The sequence below is a fragment of the Streptomyces malaysiensis subsp. malaysiensis genome (assembly GCF_040653035.1).
Lineage (GTDB): Bacteria > Actinomycetota > Actinomycetes > Streptomycetales > Streptomycetaceae > Streptomyces > Streptomyces malaysiensis.
In genome coordinates this window covers 439,149-457,048 of sequence record NZ_JBEZNG010000001.1, presented here as the reverse complement: position 1 = coordinate 457,048, position 17,900 = coordinate 439,149, and the positions used below count along the sequence as shown (strand labels likewise).

Here is a 17,900-nt window from a genome sequence, read left to right as displayed (position 1 = left end):
AGGGCGACGCATCACGGTTGAGGGAAGGCATACGGCGGACGATGTCGCAGCAAGGTACGAAGCAGCGGGTGGACGACGAGTTCATCGTGGACACGGAGGACTGCGAGGAGCGTGAGCGGGCCCACCGCGAGCGCGGCACCGCCCGCCCGATCACCGTGTACGGCCATCCGGTCCTGCACAAGGAGTGTCAGGACGTGACCGTGTTCGACGACGGGCTGGCACGGCTCGTCGACGACATGTTCGCCAGCCAGCGGGCGGCGGAGGGCGTGGGCCTGGCCGCCAACCAGATCGGTGTCGACCTCAAGGTCTTCGTCTACGACTGCATGGACGACGAGGGCGTGCGCCATGTGGGCGCGGTGTGCAACCCCGTGCTGGAGGAGCTGCCCGCCGAGCGCCGGGTCCTGGACGACTCCAACGAGGGCTGTCTGTCGGTCCCCACGGCCTACGCGGAGCTGGCCCGCCCCGACTACGCGGTGGTGCGCGGCCAGGACCTCGACGGTGCGCCGATCGCGGTGCGCGGCACCGGCTACTTCGCGCGCTGCCTTCAGCACGAGACGGACCATCTCTACGGCTACCTCTACATCGACCGGCTCTCCAAGCGCGACCGTAAGGATGTGCTGAAGCAGATGGCCGAGGGCACCGCCCGCTATGAGACGGTGCCCAATGAGACGGTGCCCAACGACTGAGTGTGCGGTACCTCACAGGGCCGGACCCCTCGGGGCCCGGCCCTGTGCCGTGGCGGGCGGCCTCAGAAGTCGTCGTCGAAGGCGACCGACCCCTCGACCGCGACCTGGTACGCCGAGGGGCGCCGCTCGAAGAAGTTGGTCAGCTCCTGGACGTTCTGTAGCTCCATGAAGGAGAACGGGTTCTCCGAGCCGAAGACCGCGGGGAAGCCGAGGCGCTGGAGGCGCTGGTCGGCCACGCACTGGAGATACTCCTGCATCGACGCGGTGTTCATGCCCGGCAGCCCGTCCCCGCACAGATCGCGGGCGAACTGGAGCTCTGCCTCGACGGCCTCCTTCAGCATGTCGGTGACCTGCCGCTGGAGCTCGTCGTCGAAGAGGTCCGGCTCCTCCTGGCGGACGGTGTCCACGACCGAGAAGGCGAACTCCATGTGCATCGACTCATCGCGGAACACCCAGTTGGTGCCCGTGGCCAGGCCGTGCAGCAGCCCGCGCGAGCGGAACCAGTACACATAGGCGAAGGCGCCGTAGAAGAACAGCCCCTCGATACAGGCCGCGAAGCAGATCAGGTTGAGCAGGAAGCGGCGGCGGTCCTCCCTGGTCTCCAACTGGTCCAGCTTCTCCACCGAGTCCATCCAGCGGAAGCAGAACTCCGCCTTCTCCCTGATGGAGGGGATGTTCTCGACGGCGGCGAAGGCCGCGGCGCGGTCGTCCGGATCGGGGAGGTAGGTGTCCAGCAGGGTCAGATAGAACTGGACGTGCACGGCCTCCTCGAAGAGCTGCCGCGACAGATACAGCCGCGCCTCGGGGGAGTTGATGTGCTTGTAGAGCGTCAGCACCAGGTTGTTGGCCACGATCGAGTCGCCGGTCGCGAAGAAGGCGACCAGTCGGCCGATCAGATGCTGCTCACCGGGGGAGAGCTTGGCGAGGTCGGCGACGTCGGAGTGGAGGTCGACCTCCTCCACGGTCCAGGTGTTCTTGATCGCGTCGCGGTAGCGGTCGTAGAACTGCGGGTACCGCATGGGCCGCAGGGTCAGTTCGAAGCCCGGGTCGAGCAGGTTCTTGGTGTCACTCATGGTTACTGGCATGCCTCGCAGGACTCGGGGTTCTCCAGGGAGCAGGCGATCGCGTCGGCCTCGGCCGGAGCCTGCTGTACGGGGAGGGGAGCAGGGGTGGTGGCGGCGGTGGCGCCGCCGCGGGCGCTCTGGGCGATCCGGGTGGCCGGCCGCGAGCGCAGGTAGTACGTGGTCTTGATGCCGCGCTTCCAGGCGTACGCGTACATCGAGCTGAGCTTGCCGATGGTCGGCGAGGCCATGAAGAGGTTCAGCGACTGGCTCTGGTCGAGGTACGGGGTGCGGGCCGCCGCCATGTCGATCAGGGCGCGCTGCGGGATCTCCCACGCGGTGCGGTACAGCTCCCGTACGTCCGCGGGCACCCAGGAGAGGTCCTGGACCGAGCCGTTGGACTCGCGCAGCGCCTCACGGGTCTTCGCGTCCCAGACGCCCAGCTTCTTCAGGTCGTCCACCAGATAGGAGTTGACCTGGAGGAACTCCCCGCTCAGCGTCTCGCGCTTGAAGAGGTTGGAGACCTGCGGCTCGATGCACTCGTAGACGCCTGCGATGGAGGCGATGGTCGCGGTCGGCGCGATCGCCAGCAGCAGCGAGTTCCGCATCCCGGACTTCGCCATCCGGGTGCGCAGCGCCTCCCAGCGCTCCGGCCAGGTGGCCACCGCGTCCGTGTAGTGGTCCGGGTGCAGCACCCCGCGTGCGGTGCGGGTCTCGGACCAGGCGGGGTGCGGGCCGTGGCGCTCGGCGAGCTCGCAGGACGCCTCGTACGCGGCGAGCATGATGCGCTCGGAGATCCGCGTGGAGAGCGCCGTGGCCTCGGGCGAGTCGAACGGCAGCCGCAGCCGGAAGAAGACGTCCTGGAGCCCCATGAGGCCCAGACCCACCGGGCGCCAGCGGGAGTTGGAGGCCCCGGCCTCCTCCGTGGGGTAGAAGTTGATGTCCACCACGCGGTCGAGGAAGGTGACGGCGGTGCGGACGGTGGCGTCCAGGCGCTCCCAGTCCAGCTGCCCGTCCTCGCCCAGGTGTGCGGCGAGGTTGACCGATCCGAGGTTGCACACGGCGGTCTCGCCGTCGTTGGTCACCTCCAGGATCTCGGTGCACAGATTCGAGGAGTGGACGACCCTGCCGGGCTCGGCGGTCTGGTTGGCGGTGCGGTTGGCGGCGTCCTTGAACGTCATCCAGCCGTTGCCGGTCTGTGCGAGGGTGCGCATCATCCGCGCGTACAGCTGGCGGGCCGGGACCTGCTTGACCGCCCGTCCCTCGGCCTCGGCCCTGCGGTACGCGGCGTCGAACTCCTCGCCCCACAGGTCCACCAGATCGGGCGCGTCGACCGGGGAGAACAGCGACCAGTCGGCGTCCGCCTCGACCCGGCGCATGAACTCGTCCGGGATCCAGTGGGCGATGTTGAGGTTGTGGGTGCGGCGGGCGTCCTCGCCCGTGTTGTCCCGGAGCTCCAGGAACTCCTCGAGGTCTGCGTGCCAGGTCTCCAGGTAGACACAGGCCGCGCCCTTGCGCCGGCCGCCCTGGTTGACGGCGGCCACCGAGGAGTCGAGCGTGCGCAGGAACGGCACGATGCCGTTGGAGTGCCCGTTGGTGCCCCGGATCAGCGAACCGCGGGCCCGGATGCGGGAGTAGGAAAGGCCGATGCCGCCCGCGTGCTTCGACAGCCGCGCCACCTGGTGGTAGCGGTTGTAGATCGAGTCCAGCTCGTCCAGCGGCGAGTCCAGCAGATAGCAGGACGACATCTGCGGATGCCGGGTGCCGGAGTTGAACAGCGTGGGGGAGCTGGGGAGGTACGACAGCGTGCTGGTCAGCCGGTACAGCTCGGCCACGTCCTCCAGCGCCCGCGCCGAGAGGTCCTCGGCGAGCCCGCAGGCCACCCGCAGCAGGAAGTGCTGCGGGGTCTCGATCACCTGCCGGGTGATGGGGTGGCGCAGCAGATAGCGGCTGTAGAGGGTGCGCAGCCCGAAGTAGCCGAAGCGGTTGTCGGCGCCGTCGGCCAGGGCCCGCTCCACCAGCGCGTCCAGCCGGCCGGCGTGGGCGGTGGCGAACTCCGCGGTGGAGTCGGCGAGCAGGCCCTCGCGGTGGCCCACCTGGACGGAGGTGGAGAAGGAGACCGCGCCCTGCCCGGCCGCCTCCTCGGTGATGGTGAGCGCCAGCAGCCGCGCGGCCAGCCGGGAGTACTCCGGCTCCTCGGCGATGAGCCCGGCCGCCGCCTCGGTCGCCAGCCCGCGCAACTCCGCCTCGTCCGAGCCGGGATGGCGGCCGCGCAGGGCGGCGGCCGCGACCTTACCGGGGTCGGTGGCGGGCAGGTCGGCGGTGAGTCCGGTGAGCGTCCGTAGCAGGGCGGTCCCGGGCGCGTCGACCGCTGCCTGAGAAACCGCCTGCTCTGAAACCGGATCTGCGGGCGCGATGGTCACTGAGGTGCTCTCCCTCGCTGGGCTGGGGCCACGAGGGGTGGTGCGATGGGCGCGTACGGGCATGCCGATGCCGCACTCCTCGTACGCCGGGCACACCACGCAGCGTCCATCGGCCCAACCCACGAGGCCGGGGGACGTGTTCACGCAAGGCCGTCGGCAGGTGCTCGGACTCACGGGTACGCCGCATAAGCGCACACGTACACCGTTGCGGGACAGTTCCGGATTCCCACCGGATTCCCCTGCGGCGACAGCGAGGACGAGCATACATCTTGTGCCGCCCGACGCACGCACCCCCATATCTAGTGTCGGGAGGTGCGGAGTTTCGTATGAATGTGCTAATGCGTTCCCGAGGCGGCCCGTGACCTGGGGCGCGCGGTGGCCGGTGGCCCGGGGCGGGTGGCGGCCGTGGCCGGGGCTGTGCGGCGCTCGTCGTCACAGCTCCACGGTGAACGCCCAGAGGGTGAGGTCCGTCCCGGCAAGCGGCGCCCAGTCCCGCTCCGGGGCCCGTACGAACCCCAGCCGCTCGTACAGCCGGTGGGCGGCGGTCATCGAGCGCTGGCTGCTGATCACTATGCGCTTCAGCCCCAGCGCGCGCGCCCGGTCCAGACACGCGCGCACCAGCGCCTCGGCCGCCCCGCGCCGCCGCGACTCGGGCCGCACGGCCAGCATCCGGAACTCGCCCTCGCCGGGCCGGGCCAGCTCCGCGTACGCCCCGCCGTACTCGGCGAACGCCACGGCCCCCAGCACCTCGTCACTCGCCGCGTCCGCCGCGACCAGCAGCTCGGAATCGGCGGCCCGGCGCCGGGCATCGCGCAGCGTGGCGAGATACGGATCGCTGTCCCCGAAGTCCAGCAGCCCGTCCCCGAGATACGCCTGAGCGGTGAGCTCCCCGATCCCGTCCAGTTCCTCGTCCCGCGCGTGCCTGATTGTGATATCCATGCGCGCAGTCTGCCGCAGACCACCGACAGCCGGGCTGCCTGGGTCGGGCGCGGATCTCCGCCGTCACTGGGTGACGGGGGTGATCACTCCGATGGAACCCGCGCGCTTGTTGGCGGCGTCGGCTTCCTGATGGGTGACGTACCGCCGGACCGTGCCGTCCGGCAGCTTCAACTCATAGACGACAGTGGGTTGAGGCGTCCATTGGGGCGCTCTTCCGCCGCAGTTGCAGGCCATGGCCGTCATTCCTTTCCATCGGGTCGCGAGTCGTGTTCGGGTCGGTGTCAGTCCAGCCAGCGCGAGGCGAGCCCCGCGAGGTAGGAGAGCGTCAGGGCGGTGGCCGGCAGCAGGAACCACGCGGTGGTGTGCAGCAAGGAGGCGTAGACGGCGATGGCGGCGGCGACCCAGATGCTGGTGCACCAACCGCAGTTGACCAGGTAGGAGGCCCGGGAGTCGTCGCCGAAGCGGTCGGCGACCCAGGTTCTGAACCCGGCCGCCAGGGTGTCCTTGGTGATGAAGCGGGTGATCCGGCAGGTGGTGCCGAGGGCGAGAAGGAACGCGGCGAGGCTCATCGGATCGCCCCCTCCCCAGGTGGTCAGGCGCGGGTCGGCAGTGCCGATATCACTCATTAGAGGCATGGCGGGCAACGGCAAGCCATACCTCCGTCGCGCGTTCCCCCGAATAGCCGAGCGCTTGTCATACAAGCGCGCCGCCGGCCACGCCCTGATGCGCCAAACGAGTGATGGACGCCCTGAGGGCCTTGAGCGATACGCAGGGGCGTGGATAACTGGAAACGTGGCCGCCGAGGCCGTCCCATACCTCATCGGCCACGTCAGGAGCCGGGCCTACGTCCCATGGCTCCGACTTCCTTCACGCACCGCTCCCGCGCCCCGACCGGCCGCCCGGCAGCTCTCCTCACCGTGCCACCGCCGCCGACGTGCCGCGACCGCGCGGTGACGACGAGGCGTTGACCGGCGGCCTGCCCACGACATGGGCTCGCCCACGACATCGGCATGCCGTCGGCGCACATCACCCGAACCCTTCCCCGGGAGGATCGACCATGACCTCGACCGCTTTAGCGACCGCCGCCCCCACCGCGGCCAACTGGCCCTCACCGACCGCGGGGCCGCCGTTGCTGCTGTCCGTGGTGCCCAACTCGGGCCCCACCAGCGGTGGCAACCTCGTCCAGCTGACCGGGCAGAACCTGCGCAACGTCATCAGTGTGACCTTCGGCGGCGTGCCCGCCCAGATCGTCAGCCAGAGCAATCCCGGCTGGTCCGGAGAGGGCGACTGGGGCGGCGGCGGTGGCTGGCCCGGAGGGGGCGGCTGGCCCGGTGGCGGCTGGCCGGGGAACCCCACCAACGACGTCATCGTGGTGATAGCCCCGCCGCACGCGCCCGGACCCGTCCAGGTCCTCGTCACCACCACCGCAGGCACCAGCAACAGCCAGCCGTACACCTATGTGGCCCCGCCCCCGCCCGTCGCCGTCGCCATCACCCCGACCGTGGGCCCGACCACCGGCGGCACCGTCTACGTGATCACGGGCACCAATCTGACCGGTGTCACCAGCGTCACCTTCGGCGGAACCCCCTCGACCATCCTGACCATCAACCCCGCCGGGACCACCCTGATCGGCATCACCCCGGCGGGCCCGCCCGCGGGCGGCCATGTCACCGTCACGCTCACCGGCCCCGGCGGCTCCGCCAATGTCCCCGGCGGCTTCACCTACTTCGTCGCGCCGCCCGCTCCGGTGCCCACCAGCATCACCCCCGCCACCGGGCCCGCGGCCGGCGGCACCGCGTTCACCGTCAACGGCACCAACCTCGGTGGTGTGCTGGGGGTGCTGTTCAACGGCGTGCCCGCCACCGGTGTGACCGCCACCGCCACCACGGTCACCGGCACCACCCCGCCCGGGGTGCCCGGTAGCGCGACCGTCACCCTGGTGACCGCCTTCGGGACCGTCACCGTCCCCGGCGGGTTCCTCTACGTCTGATACGTCCGGCCGTGCGCATCCGGCACCCAGCGCCGGTCACCGGGTCTCGTTCCACAGAGCCCGGTGACCGGCGTCGCCGTCGAGCTGGACGAACCCCTAACGAGTCCGCCTAACTGTCCTCGGTGCTCCTCCGGCGGCGCATCCACCACACCAGCGTTCCGCCGGCTGCCGCGAGCGCCGCGGCGATGCCCGCGATCAGGCCCACCGGGGTATTGGAGCCGGTGCCGGCGAGGTTCCCGTCCGGGTCCTTGGTCGCGGGCGGCTGACTGGCGTCCCCGCCGCCCGGGGTGGACGGGTCGGGCGCCGGAGTGGTCGGCTGGTCGGTCGGTTTGTCCGTGGGTTTGTCCGTGGGCTTGTCGGTCGGTGTGGGTGTCGGGGTCGGATCGGGGTCGTCGCCGTCGGGGAGCTTGCCGGAGGTGCCCCCGAGATAGGCGGTTTCGGTGTCCTGGTAGGTCGTCTCGGCGCCGGTGGAGGTTTTGGTGGTCTTGTCCAGACCGCGGTGCTCAAGGTTGAACTGGCTGCGGTTGATGTTCCGCCTGGGTGCCTTGGAGAAGTCCACACCGCCGACGGTGATCACCCAGACCTCCTGGCCCTTGGTGAGTTCGTACTTGAACTCACCCTCGGTGAAGATCTTCCGGTACTTGTCGAAGACCTGCTGCTTGTCCCAGTCCTGGTTGGGGGCGCGCAGCGGCCACCGCTTGACGTCGTTGCTGTCGATGATGCCGTGGAAGTCCGTCGGCGACGCCGCGTCCTTGCGGCGGATGTACTCGGCCGCCACCCGGGCGTTGTAGACCCGGCGCAGATCGGCGTACTGGGGCTCGGTGTTGATCCACTTCTCGACGAGCGGGACCACGGTGTTGTTGAGGACGCGCTCGTTGTGCTCGATCTCGGCCTTGGTGAGGTCTTCGGCGCAGGACCTTCCGCCGCCGGGGCCCGGGGTGTTGATGTCCATGTACTCCGACTTGAGCTTCAGCGGCGCGTCGAGGATGTAGACGCCGCCGTCCTGCTCACGGACCTTGGCCGTCTTGGGCTCGATCCAGTTGCGGCCGGAGTTCAGACACGGCCAGCCGTTGCGCTTGACCAGGCCGTCCCACGCGGCCTTGCCGGTGTCGGTCTTGGGGTCCATGGCCTTGAAGAAGTCGTGCTTGAGCCGGAGGTCGGCCTCCAGCAGCACACGGCCGGCGTCGGTGGACGCGAACTTGCTGTCCATGATCGTCTCGGGCTGGTCCGGGTTGAGGTTGACCCAGAACTTGTCCGGTGTGAGCGCCAGCCAGGTGAACATGGCGTCCGAGGACATCGTCAGCTTCGCGTCCCCGCCGTAACCCGGGTTGGTGTCGGGGTTCTTGGCGTAGTCGGCCTTCATCGAATAGTTGAAGCCCTTGCCCTTCACCGGGGCGCCCACGTAGCTGAGTTCGAGACTGGAGAAGTCGATGCCGCCGGGGCCGCGCATGAAATAGCCGCGGGAATTGTTGTTGTTGTAGATCCGCTGGAGTTTCTGGGCCTCTTCCAGGGATTTCCCCGACCGGAGGGCCTGGTCGATGATCGGGCCGCGCATGCCGTTCTTGCGCGGGTCGGGGTTGAACCGCGGGTCATAGCGCGTGTAGTTGTTCGGGTTCCGGGTGCGCTCGATCGCGTTCGAGCGGCGCTCGTTGATCCCGGCCACCGTGCGGGTGGTGCCGCGGTACTGCTGGACGTCCTTGTTGAGCTGGGAGACCCGGTCCTTGGTGCCCTGGTCGGTGCGCGCGCCGGTCAGGTACCGGTTGGTGACCTTCTCGTTCTGCTTGGCGATCTGCCGATCGGCGTCGATCTGGCCCTGCTTGACCTCGCCGTTGGACTTGCCCTCGACGTGCACATTGGTCCGCCGGTTGCGGGCGTCGACCCAGCGGCGCTTCTTCTTGCCGTCCTCGTCGGTGTAGTCGACGGGGTCCTCGCACCACCAGTCGGGGCCGATCATGTTGTATTTCTTGACCATGCGGGCCATGAAGGCTTCGCCGCGGTAGTTGTTGCCCGGCTTGCCGATGTACTTCACGTCCAGATAGCGCTTGAAGTCCGTGTATCCGCCGCGGTCGCGCTGCTCCTGGAAGCGGGCGTAGATCTCCATGACGCGGTCCGCCGGTTTGCCGGACTTATTGGCGATCCGCTGCCACTTGCGGTAATCCGTGCCCGCTTTCTCGAGCTGTTTCTCCGTCGGCGGCAGGACGCCGTCGTATGCCTTGGCCGGGTTGTCGTAGGTGTACGTCTCGTCGTTGGGCCAGGGGTCGTACTCCAGGTTGTCCGGGGGGCCGGAGTTCGCCGGAGTGCGGTCGAACTTCTGGCCCAGGTACTTCTCGTCACAGCGCTGTGTACGCGGCTTGGCCTCGGCCTCGTCGGTGTGGAGGCCGGGCAGACCGGCCAGCGTGACGGCACTGGCCGCGGTGAAGGCGACCGCCAAGCGCGCCCAGAGGCGCCGTGGATGAGTGGGTTGGGATATGAGGCTGTTCAACGTGCGCCCTCCCCCTGGAGCCCCCGTTCAAGACCGCGGCGCGTGAGGCGGCTCCGAGGCTGCGTCCGGGTGTCGGTCGCGCCGACGGCGGCCCAACGCTAGTGGCTGGGGCGCGTGTTGCCCCGGGGTTTTGCTCGGCGTGTCCGCGTCAAAACTGACTGGTTCCCGGATCGTTACCGTTCGAACCAGGTGTCTTCCATCGCCACGACGGCGTCCTCGGTGTGCCGCACCCGGAAGACCGAGGCCATCAGGCCGCGCCGGTCGGTCGGCGAAACGGCCTTGAGCGCAAGGCGCGCCAGGGCGTCCCACGCGAAGCTCCGCGGCGGCTGGGCGGGGTCGACCCCGACGGCGGCGGCCCGCTCCGGGGTGATCCCGAAGGCGTCGAGCGCCGCGGTCACCTCACCTTCGACGTCCCAGTCCTCCTCACCGGAGAAACCGGCCGCGAAGATGCGGGCGCCATCCGGGTGGACGATCTTCCAGGTTCCGTAGTCGGCGCCGGGGAGGTCCATCTCCGCGGCGGCCACGATGACCGCGTCGGGATGACGGTCGGCGAGCGCCTCGGCCTGCTCCTGGACGGGGAACCGCTCGGACAGGCTGATCAGGGCCGGGTCGTTGATCTCGGTGACACCGCCCCAGCAGCCGACCCGGATCACCTCCAGGTCGGAGCGGGTGTCCACGTCGATGAATTCGGTGACCGGAATCGTCCCTTGCTGGTCCAGCACCTGATGGACGGTGCCGAACGCCTCGGCGAACGTCCGCGCCCGCGCCTCGTCATGGGCCCCGAGCACGCCGTCCGGGCCGGGGAACGGCGGGTGCACGACGGTCAGGGTGAACTCGCCGTGCCGCTCGACCGGTTCATCGGAGGGGTGGTCCCACAGGGTCTCGTCAGACATGGGGGACACGGTAGTGGCGGGCTCGCGAGTCCTGGACGGTCGGGCCGCCGCACTGTCGGATGAATATGTGCGCTGAGCACAGACTACGGGGGCTGGAGTCCGCTCCATAGCTTGACTCGACCACTCTATCGTGTGCATTCTGCACACGATAGATGCCTCTGGCGCGGACGAGTGCCCCGGAGGGTCGACACCCATGGAAGGCGGAGCCATGCCCCGAACCCCTGAACCCGAAGTGATCATCAGCGGCGCCGGCGCGGCGGGGCTGACCCTCGCCATCGACCTCGCCCGCAGAAATGTGGGCTTCCTGCTGATCGACAAGGCGGCCGGACCGTTCATGGGATCCCGCGGCAAGGGGATACAGCCCCGCAGCCAGGAAGTCTTCGAGGACCTCGGGGTCATCGACCGGATCGTGGCCTCCGGCGGGGAGTACCCCGTGGTGCGCTTCCACACCGACGAGGGGCCGGTCGACCGGCCCTTCGAGAGGTCCGGCCCGACCCCGGCGGAGCCGTACCATATCCCGCTGCTGGTCCCGCAGTTCCTCACCGAGCGCTGTCTGCGCGAGCGCCTGGCCGAGCTGGGGCACGCCCCGCTGTACGGCCACGAGCTCACCGGAATCGACCAGGACGACGACGGCGTGTCCGCGCGGATCGCCACCCCGTCCGGGGAGCGGACCGTGCGCGCCGCCTATCTCGTAGGCGCCGACGGTGGATCGAGCTTCGTCCGCAAGTCCCTGGACATCGGCTTCCCGGGCAAGACGCTCGGCGTGCGGGCCGTCGTCGCCGACGTACGCGTCGACGGCGTCTCGACGGACGCCTGGCACCGCTGGGGGGAGGGCGCGGACACGCAGGTGTCACTGTGCCCGCTGTACGGCACGGACATGTTCCAGTACGTGGGGCCGGTCCCCTTCGACGTGGACATCGACGTCTCGGCGGCGGGCCTGACCGCCCTCTTCCACGAACGCACGGGCCGCACCGACATCGTCGTCCGCGAGGTGTCCTGGGCTTCCGTCTTCTCGATGAACGCCCGCCTGGCCGACACGTATCGGATCGGCCGGGTGCTCCTGACCGGTGACGCCGCCCATGTCCATCCGCCGACGGGTGGGCAGGGCCTGAACACCGGCGTGCAGGACGCGTACAACCTCGGCTGGAAGCTCGCCGCGGTCCTGGACGGCGCCCCGCGCTCCCTCCTGGACAGCTACGAGCGGGAGCGCCGCCCGATCGCCGAGGCCGTCCTCGGCCTCTCCGAGCGGCTGCTGGAGGCCGCGAAGGAGCGCTTCACCAGCCGGGGCCGTGAGGTCAGCCAGCTCGACCTCGGCTATGCGGACTCGCCTCTCACGCTCCCCACTCCCCACCGGGACAAGGGCCCGCTTGCCGGGGAACGCGCCCCCGACGCCCCCGTCACCGGTGCCGGAGGGCTCGACACCCGCCTCTTCAGCCTCTTCCAGGGCCCCCACTGGACCCTGCTGGGCCACGAGGTCGCCCGCACCGCCGCCCCGACCGCCCGCAAGGGCCTGCACATCCACACCACGGGTCCGCGCGGCGATCTGAACGACACCGGGGGCCACTTCCGTGACGCGTACGGCCTGGCGGCCGGGCAGTGGGTGCTCGTCCGGCCCGACGGATACATCGCGGCCGTCGCCGACACCGCCGACCTCCCCACCGTCGAGGCCCACCTCGAAGCCGTCGGCTCGTGGTGACCATGCGCACCGGCCGCGCCCCATCCCCGTGGCGGTAGTCTCTGGGGCCATGGCCACACGACGCCAGCGGCAGGTCACGCAGCGACGGCTGCATGAGTCGATCATCGACCTGATCGCGATCATGAACCAGCCGCACCGGGACGAGATCCTCATCGCCGAGGCGGGTATCCAGCTCGACCGGGCGCTCTTCCAGCTGATCGTGGGCATCCACCGGTTCGCCCCGATCGGCGTGGTCGAGCTCGCCGACCGAGCGGGCCGTGATCACACGACGGTCAGCCGCCAGGTCGCGAAGCTCGCGGAGCTGGGTTTGGTGGAACGCCGTCCCAGCGCGGAAGATCGTCGCGTCAAGGAAGCCCTTCTCACCGAAGAGGGCCGCCGCGTCATCGACGCGCTCGACGCCGCGCGCGGACGCCTCAGCCAGCCGGTGTTCGAGCAGTGGAGCGACCGCGACCTGCTCGAGCTGGAACGGCTCATGCGGCGCTTCGTGGACGACCTGGTCGGCTGGTCCGCGGCCGAGAAGGCCGCGGCCGCGGACGACCGCTGACCCTCACCCCTCGCCGAGGTGGTCCAGCTGCCCTTTCTTGGCGCTGCGTATGAGGGCGCGTAGGGCGGTGGGGTCGGTGGTGAGGATGGTGTCGGGTTGGTCGCTTTCGCGGAGCCGGATGGTGGCGCCGTCGGGCGCGGAGACGTAGAGGCAGTTGGCCCCTTGAGCGCTGTACGAGGACTTCCGCCAGCGGTGGGTGGGCATGGGTTCCGCCCTATCCCTTGCTGATGTGGTCCAGCTGCCCTGCCTTGGCGCTGCGTATGAGGGCGCTGAGGGCGGTGGGGTCGGTGGTGAGGATGGTGTCGGGTTGGTCGCTCTCGCGGAGCCGGATGGTGGCGCTGTCGAGTGCGGAGACGTAAAGGCAAGCGTTGCCTTCGGAGCTGTACGAGGACTTGCGCCAGTCGCGAGCGGACAACTTATTCACCTTTCAGGGTGCTGACGATGTTCCGGATGAAGTCACGGGATTGGTTCTCTGGCAGAGCGACCGCTTCCATACGATCCAGCACGACGCGGTACTTCTCCAACTGGGCCGCTGCATCAAGGAGTTCGGAGCCATACTCCGCATCGAGTTGCACCGTGTCCAGTTGAGGGACAGGCCCGGTGGCGTAGCAAACGGACTGCCCCGCGCCCGGGAACGACCCGGCATCGAAGGAGATCACCAGCACTTTGACGTGATCGTGCTCGCTCATGTCGAGGATGTGCTGGAGCTGCGCTCGTGCGGTTTCCGATCCGCCGAAGCGCATCCGCAGGGCGGCCTCATGAACAATCGCCGTATAGGGCGTCGGTTTGTCCCGGTAGAGGATGGCCTGGCGCTTTACGCGGTGCGAGACACGATGTTCCACGTCCGGAGGAGGCAAGGGAGGCACGGCTTGCCGGAAGACCTCCCGGGCATGCTCGGACGTTTGCAGCAGACCGGGGATGTGCGCGATGTACGCCGTTCGCAGTGAGACGGCATGGTGTTCGAGCTCGGCCAGGTCGAGCAACCCGGTCGGCAGGATCTCCCGGTACTCCTCCCACCAGCCGCGCTTGCGCTGTGCCGCCATGTCGATGAGCGCCGCGATCAGGGTTTCGTCCCCGCACGAGTAATTCCGCGCCAGCGCTCGCAGCCGCTCCGCGCTGACTCCGAACCGGCTCGCCTCGATGTTGCTGATGGCCGTCTGATTGGTGCCGAGCAGGCGCCCGGCCTCGGTCGACGTCAAACCGGCGCGTTCCCGAAGCCTGCGCAGCTCGGTGCCGAGGCGGAGTTGGCGTGCTGTCGGAACACTTCTCTGAGGCATTCGCCGATTCTCTCTGCTCATGCGCAACGGGCGCGTCACTCACACGGGTGGCATTCCAAGCACTTCTATCGCCGCCATCGAATAGCTTATGCGCACAGCGCTACGGTGTGTGCCCGGACACAGTCCAACTCCTCGCACAAACCGGAGACTTCATGCCCACCCCCGCACCGGAAACACCGGACACCCCGGAAACCCCCTGGTCGTACTCGCTCCGACTGCCCCATGACCCCCGTGCCGTGGCCATCGCCCGGACTACGCTCCGTGCTGTGCTTGCCCGGCATGAGATGCGTGAGCTCAGTGACCCCGCGACCCTCGTGGCCAGCGAGATGGTCACCAATGCCTACCGCCACACCACCGGCCCGGCCGAAATGCGTATCCGCGCCGTGGAGGAGGGGCGGCTGCGGATCAGTGTGTGGGACACCAATCCGGACATCCCGCCGCCCTTCGACAAGCCCCCGGCCCTCTTCGACCGCTCGTCCGCCCTCGCGGAAGCCGCCGCGAACACCGAGGCCACGTACGGCCGTGGCCTGCTCATCGTCCGGATCTGCGCCGACAACTGGGGCGGCTACGCCCTCGCCGATGAGCTCTTCGGGCGGAGCGGCAAGCTGCTCTGGTTCGAACTCGCACCGCACCACCCCTGCGACGCCTTCGAGATCGCCGCCTGATGCCTGCGGCGGGCTGTTCCCCTCCCCGCCCCTTCCCGAAACTGGGGCTCTGCCCCAGACCCCGGCCCGGCGTTCTGCCCCGGGCCCGGGGCCCAGGGGCGGAGCCCCAGCCACGCGGTGGAGCCGCATATCGATGCTTTCTCCTCCCCGCTACCAGGGGCGGGTAGGGGAACAGCCCGCGGCGGCACCGTCACGGGAACGTTCTGTGGATGGAGATCAGCAATCGCCAGACCTGCCGCGAGAGCGCGGCCGGCGCCGCGTCGATCAGCCCGTGGAGCCAGTCGGCGAACAGGCCCGTGAACGTGGCGGCCACGGCCGAGTCCGCGGCGTCGGAGTGGCGCAATCCGGCGCGTTCCCGCTCCAGCCCGGAGCGCGCCCGCAGTTCGCGGTGCAGCAGCTCTCCGAGGGGCCCGCTGCCGCCCGCCTGGAGCAGGCCCCGGTACAGGTCGGCGTGGGGTGTCACCGAGGTGAAGAACTCCGCGAGCGCGGCCGGGGGCGCTTCGGGGTCGGGGATGCCGTCGAAGGCGTGCACCGCTTCCACGGCGTCCCGGACCACCTCCGCGCACGCGTCGACGGCCAGCGCCTGGAGATCCTCGTAGTGCAGATAGAACGTGGCGCGGCCGACCTCGGCGCGGCGGACCACCGCGGAGACGCTCACCTTTTCCAGTGGCTGGGAGGCGCATTCGGCGAGCAGGGCGGCACGCAGCCGCCCACGGGTCCGTACGGTGCGCGGGTCCTGGCCCGCCGTCAGATCGTCAGTCACCCGGCGATGATGACAGCCGCCAGAGCGAGCGCGCCCGGAGTGAGCTGTGAGAACAGGATCTTTCGGTTCGATGTGCTGGCCGCCCCGTAGGCTCCGGCGACCACGACACAGACGAGGAAGAAGACCTGCGCCTGGAAGCCCACCGGGTCGGCCGCGATCAGGCCCCATATGAGACCGGCCGCCAGAAAGCCGTTGTACAGGCCCTGGTTGGCGGCGAGCGGCGCCGTGATGCGGGCCGTCTCCTCATCCATGCCGAAGGCCGCCCGGCCGCGCGGCCGCTGCCAGAAGACCATCTCCAGCACCATGATGTACGCGTGCAGCACCGCGACCGCACCGACCAGAACTTCCGCCAGAATCCGCACGCCGAGCCATCCTTTTCGCACGTCAAGGCCGGCGTGCTGATGCCGCCAACTCCTGGACAACTGTACAGGAGTTGATGATGCGAACGGGCCGCCGGCTCCCTGCGAGGGAAGCCGACGGCCCGTTTCACCGTCGATCCGCGCGGCCCGCCGCCAGGCGTCAGTGGCCGCCCGGGGCGCCCGCCGTGGCGGGCGGGAGGTCCGCCTGGACGCCCGGGTCTCCCGCGTCCGCGGTGTAGTCGGCGGGGGAGGTCTCGTCCACGCCGTCGGGGGCCTTGACCGCCCGCAGCACCAGCGTCAGGACGACCGTGACCACGACGTTGAGGACGAAGGCGGTGAGACCGATGTAGCCGATCTCGCCGATGCCCGGGATCTCCTTCGAGCTGCCGCCGAAGTGCTTCTGGGTGGGGCTGGCCACGCCGTACGCCGCGACCGTGCCGTAGATCATGCCGACCGCCCAGCCGCCGATCAGCGCCCAGCGGTGGAACCACCGGGTGAACAGGCCGCCGACCATGGCCGGGAAGGTCTGGAGGATCCAGATGCCGCCCAGCAGCTGGAAGTTGATCGCGACGGTCTTGTCCATGCCCAGCACGAAGATCAGCGCGCCGACCTTCACCAGCAGCGACACCAGCTTGGAGACCTTGGTCTCCTGCTCCGGTGTGGCGTCCGGGCGCAGGAAGTCCTTGTAGATGTTGCGGGTGAAGAGGTTCGCCGCGGCGATCGACATGATGGCCGCCGGGACGAGTGCGCCGATGCCGATCGCGGCGAAGGCGACGCCCGCGAACCAGTCGGGGAACATGTCCTCGAAGAGCTGCGGAATGGCGAGCTGACCGTTGTCGACCTTCACCCCGGCCGCGATGGCCATGAAGCCGAGCAGCGCCAGCAGCCCCAGCATCAGCGAATACAGCGGCAGGATCGTGGTGTTGCGGCGGATCACCTCACGGCTGCGGCTGGAGAGCGTCGCGGTGATCGAGTGCGGATACATGAAGAGCGCGAGCGCCGAGCCGAGTGCGAGGGTCGCGTAGGCCCATTGGTTCTTCTCGCCGCTCGCCAGCTCGCCCTTGGGTTTGCCGGTCGCCGGATTCACCTGCGAGAGGGCGTGGCCCGCCTTGGCGAAGATGTCGTCGAAGCCACCCAGTTTGATCGGGATGTAGATGATCGCCACCGCGATGACGATGTAGATCAGGGTGTCCTTGACGAAGGCGATCAGCGCGGGCGCGCGCAGCCCCGAGGAGTAGGTGTACGCCGCGAGCACCGCGAAGGCGATCAGCAGCGGCAGGTCCTTGATGAACCAGTTGGTGTCCTCCCCGCCGCCGACGCCCATCACGTCCAGCACCGCCTGGATGCCCACCAGCTGGAGGGCGATGTACGGCATGGTGGCGAGGATGCCGGTGATCGCGACGGCCAGCGAGAGCCCCTTGGAGCCGAAGCGGCCGCGGACGAAGTCCGAGGTGGTGACGTACCCGTGCTTATGGGACACCGACCAGAGCCTGGGCAGGAAGGTGAAGATCAGCGGGTAGACCAGGATGGTGTACGGGACCGCGAAGAAACCGGCCGCGCCCGTCGCGTAGATCGCGGCCGGGACGGCGACGAAGGTGTACGCGGTGTAGAGGTCGCCGCCGAGCAGGAACCAGGTGATCCAGGTGCCGAAGCTGCGGCCGCCCAGCCCCCATTCGTCGAGGTTGTTGGCGTTCTCCGCGGCGCGCCAGCGCGCGGCCAGGAACCCCATGACCGTGACGGCCAGGAAGAAGAAGATGAAGACGCCGAGCGCGACGCCGTTCACACCGTCCTTCATGCGGAGTCACCCCCCTTGCGCGCCCGCTCCTCACGGCGGACCAGGATGTAGGCGACCGAGGTCAGCGCGGCCGAAACCGGCACCCAGAGCATCTGGTACCAGTAGAAGAACGGGATCCCGATGAGGGTCGGCTCGACCTTGGCGTACGAGCCGATCCAGAGCATCCCGACAAAGGGTGCGATCAGGCACAGAGCGGCCACGACGCGCGCGGGCGTCACAACCGGTCTCCTGCCGGGTGAAGCGGACGTGTCTGACATGTGGCGGCTCCAGTCCCCTCGGCTCATCACCTGCGTCACTGCTGATCAGTTGGGTCACAGCTGATCATTT

General features: G+C 69.2%; 19 protein-coding genes and 1 riboswitch. Of the genes, 5 read left to right on the top strand and 14 right to left on the bottom strand.

Going from position 1 to position 17,900, the window contains the following annotated elements; genetic code table 11:
- The first annotated feature begins 41 nt into the window (after window positions 1–41).
- Complete coding sequence (gene def, locus AB0E24_RS02010; protein ID WP_079258946.1) at window positions 42–686, top strand: peptide deformylase; 645 nt, start codon at window positions 42–44, stop codon at window positions 684–686.
- 62 nt (window positions 687–748) lie between these two features.
- On the opposite strand, the gene AB0E24_RS02005 is transcribed toward def, so the two are convergent.
- The 5 genes from AB0E24_RS02005 to AB0E24_RS01985 all read right to left on the bottom strand — a co-directional run bounded on the left by AB0E24_RS02005 (window position 749) and on the right by AB0E24_RS01985 (window position 5,735).
- Window positions 749–1,771, bottom strand: coding sequence for a ribonucleotide-diphosphate reductase subunit beta (locus AB0E24_RS02005; RefSeq protein WP_069873097.1), 1,023 nt, complete (start codon window positions 1,769–1,771; stop codon window positions 749–751).
- Window positions 1,762–4,170 carry a ribonucleoside-diphosphate reductase subunit alpha gene (locus AB0E24_RS02000; RefSeq protein WP_147967864.1) on the bottom strand — a complete coding sequence of 803 codons (2,409 nt, stop codon included), beginning with the start codon at window positions 4,168–4,170 and terminating at the stop codon, window positions 1,762–1,764. Before AB0E24_RS02000 ends, AB0E24_RS02005 begins: the two co-directional genes overlap by 10 nt.
- A gap of 138 nt (window positions 4,171–4,308) precedes the next feature.
- Window positions 4,309–4,468, bottom strand: a riboswitch (cobalamin riboswitch).
- Between the two features lie 134 nt (window positions 4,469–4,602).
- Entirely contained in the window at window positions 4,603–5,109 is a 507-nt protein-coding gene (locus tag AB0E24_RS01995) for a GNAT family N-acetyltransferase (RefSeq protein ID WP_147967865.1), read from the bottom strand.
- 63 nt (window positions 5,110–5,172) lie between these two features.
- Window positions 5,173–5,343: a DUF7196 family protein gene (locus AB0E24_RS01990; protein ID WP_173963219.1), complete on the bottom strand. Its 171-nt coding sequence runs from the start codon at window positions 5,341–5,343 to the stop codon at window positions 5,173–5,175.
- Window positions 5,344–5,390: 47 nt separating this feature from the next.
- Window positions 5,391–5,735 (bottom strand): DUF1360 domain-containing protein, encoded by a 345-nt coding sequence (locus AB0E24_RS01985; RefSeq protein WP_231981302.1) that lies wholly within the window; start codon window positions 5,733–5,735, stop codon window positions 5,391–5,393.
- 431 nt (window positions 5,736–6,166) lie between these two features.
- Here AB0E24_RS01985 and AB0E24_RS01980 point away from each other — a divergent pair, with 431 nt between their 5' ends.
- Window positions 6,167–7,099, top strand: a complete 933-nt coding sequence (locus tag AB0E24_RS01980) for an IPT/TIG domain-containing protein (RefSeq protein ID WP_359374417.1) — start codon at window positions 6,167–6,169, stop codon at window positions 7,097–7,099.
- Between the two features lie 109 nt (window positions 7,100–7,208).
- Here AB0E24_RS01980 and AB0E24_RS01975 read toward each other — a convergent pair whose 3' ends face one another.
- Together AB0E24_RS01975 and AB0E24_RS01970 are read right to left on the bottom strand one after the other, a co-directional pair.
- Window positions 7,209–9,581 (bottom strand): hypothetical protein, encoded by a 2,373-nt coding sequence (locus tag AB0E24_RS01975; RefSeq protein WP_359374415.1) that lies wholly within the window; start codon window positions 9,579–9,581, stop codon window positions 7,209–7,211.
- Window positions 9,582–9,754: 173 nt separating this feature from the next.
- Window positions 9,755–10,474 (bottom strand): DUF6333 family protein, encoded by a 720-nt coding sequence (locus tag AB0E24_RS01970; protein ID WP_359374413.1) that lies wholly within the window; start codon window positions 10,472–10,474, stop codon window positions 9,755–9,757.
- Window positions 10,475–10,682: 208 nt separating this feature from the next.
- Between AB0E24_RS01970 and AB0E24_RS01965 the strand changes: the two genes are divergently transcribed.
- Window positions 10,683–12,170, top strand: a complete 1,488-nt coding sequence (locus tag AB0E24_RS01965) for an FAD-dependent oxidoreductase (RefSeq protein ID WP_359374411.1) — start codon at window positions 10,683–10,685, stop codon at window positions 12,168–12,170.
- Window positions 12,171–12,219: 49 nt separating this feature from the next.
- Window positions 12,220–12,714 (top strand): MarR family winged helix-turn-helix transcriptional regulator, encoded by a 495-nt coding sequence (locus AB0E24_RS01960; protein WP_069873112.1) that lies wholly within the window; start codon window positions 12,220–12,222, stop codon window positions 12,712–12,714.
- 3 nt (window positions 12,715–12,717) lie between these two features.
- Here the strand turns inward: AB0E24_RS01960 and AB0E24_RS01955 are convergent, their stop codons facing one another.
- From AB0E24_RS01955 to AB0E24_RS01945, 3 genes are read right to left on the bottom strand one after another with little or no spacing between them, the layout of a single operon-like run.
- On the bottom strand, window positions 12,718–12,918 hold the full coding sequence (locus AB0E24_RS01955; RefSeq protein WP_351376578.1) for a DUF397 domain-containing protein: 201 nt from the start codon (window positions 12,916–12,918) through the stop codon (window positions 12,718–12,720).
- Window positions 12,919–12,928: 10 nt separating this feature from the next.
- On the bottom strand, window positions 12,929–13,129 hold the full coding sequence (locus tag AB0E24_RS01950; RefSeq protein WP_359374408.1) for a DUF397 domain-containing protein: 201 nt from the start codon (window positions 13,127–13,129) through the stop codon (window positions 12,929–12,931).
- A 1-nt stretch (window position 13,130) separates the two neighbouring features.
- On the bottom strand, window positions 13,131–13,991 hold the full coding sequence (locus AB0E24_RS01945) for a helix-turn-helix domain-containing protein (protein WP_359374405.1): 861 nt from the start codon (window positions 13,989–13,991) through the stop codon (window positions 13,131–13,133).
- 152 nt (window positions 13,992–14,143) lie between these two features.
- Here AB0E24_RS01945 and AB0E24_RS01940 point away from each other — a divergent pair, with 152 nt between their 5' ends.
- Entirely contained in the window at window positions 14,144–14,656 is a 513-nt protein-coding gene (locus tag AB0E24_RS01940) for an ATP-binding protein (RefSeq protein WP_206333291.1), read from the top strand.
- A gap of 190 nt (window positions 14,657–14,846) precedes the next feature.
- Here AB0E24_RS01940 and AB0E24_RS01935 read toward each other — a convergent pair whose 3' ends face one another.
- From AB0E24_RS01935 to AB0E24_RS01920, 4 genes are all read right to left on the bottom strand, one after another.
- Window positions 14,847–15,419 (bottom strand): TetR/AcrR family transcriptional regulator, encoded by a 573-nt coding sequence (locus tag AB0E24_RS01935; RefSeq protein WP_232639610.1) that lies wholly within the window; start codon window positions 15,417–15,419, stop codon window positions 14,847–14,849.
- Window positions 15,416–15,781, bottom strand: coding sequence for a DUF1304 domain-containing protein (locus AB0E24_RS01930; protein ID WP_079153725.1), 366 nt, complete (start codon window positions 15,779–15,781; stop codon window positions 15,416–15,418). The genes AB0E24_RS01935 and AB0E24_RS01930 overlap by 4 nt, the downstream gene beginning before the upstream one ends.
- Window positions 15,782–15,938: 157 nt before the next feature.
- On the bottom strand, window positions 15,939–17,573 hold the full coding sequence (mctP, locus tag AB0E24_RS01925; RefSeq protein WP_069873121.1) for a monocarboxylate uptake permease MctP: 1,635 nt from the start codon (window positions 17,571–17,573) through the stop codon (window positions 15,939–15,941).
- The gene (locus AB0E24_RS01920; RefSeq protein ID WP_069873123.1) at window positions 17,570–17,830 is read right to left on the bottom strand and encodes a DUF3311 domain-containing protein; all 261 of its coding nucleotides are present in this window, start codon (window positions 17,828–17,830) and stop codon (window positions 17,570–17,572) included. The genes mctP and AB0E24_RS01920 overlap by 4 nt, the downstream gene beginning before the upstream one ends.
- Between the last annotated feature and the right edge of the window lie 70 nt (window positions 17,831–17,900).

Coding starts and splice junctions, on each gene's coding strand:
- def (WP_079258946.1), top strand. CDS start 42: ATGTCGCAGCAAGGTACGAAGCAGCGGGTGGACGACGAGTTCATCGTG.
- AB0E24_RS02005 (WP_069873097.1), bottom strand. CDS start 1,771: ATGCCAGTAACCATGAGTGACACCAAGAACCTGCTCGACCCGGGCTTC.
- AB0E24_RS01995 (WP_147967865.1), bottom strand. CDS start 5,109: ATGGATATCACAATCAGGCACGCGCGGGACGAGGAACTGGACGGGATC.
- AB0E24_RS01990 (WP_173963219.1), bottom strand. CDS start 5,343: ATGGCCTGCAACTGCGGCGGAAGAGCGCCCCAATGGACGCCTCAACCC.
- AB0E24_RS01985 (WP_231981302.1), bottom strand. CDS start 5,735: ATGAGTGATATCGGCACTGCCGACCCGCGCCTGACCACCTGGGGAGGG.
- AB0E24_RS01980 (WP_359374417.1), top strand. CDS start 6,167: ATGACCTCGACCGCTTTAGCGACCGCCGCCCCCACCGCGGCCAACTGG.
- AB0E24_RS01970 (WP_359374413.1), bottom strand. CDS start 10,474: ATGTCTGACGAGACCCTGTGGGACCACCCCTCCGATGAACCGGTCGAG.
- AB0E24_RS01965 (WP_359374411.1), top strand. CDS start 10,683: ATGCCCCGAACCCCTGAACCCGAAGTGATCATCAGCGGCGCCGGCGCG.
- AB0E24_RS01960 (WP_069873112.1), top strand. CDS start 12,220: ATGGCCACACGACGCCAGCGGCAGGTCACGCAGCGACGGCTGCATGAG.
- AB0E24_RS01955 (WP_351376578.1), bottom strand. CDS start 12,918: ATGCCCACCCACCGCTGGCGGAAGTCCTCGTACAGCGCTCAAGGGGCC.
- AB0E24_RS01945 (WP_359374405.1), bottom strand. CDS start 13,991: ATGCCTCAGAGAAGTGTTCCGACAGCACGCCAACTCCGCCTCGGCACC.
- AB0E24_RS01940 (WP_206333291.1), top strand. CDS start 14,144: ATGCCCACCCCCGCACCGGAAACACCGGACACCCCGGAAACCCCCTGG.
- mctP (WP_069873121.1), bottom strand. CDS start 17,573: ATGAAGGACGGTGTGAACGGCGTCGCGCTCGGCGTCTTCATCTTCTTC.
- AB0E24_RS01920 (WP_069873123.1), bottom strand. CDS start 17,830: ATGTCAGACACGTCCGCTTCACCCGGCAGGAGACCGGTTGTGACGCCC.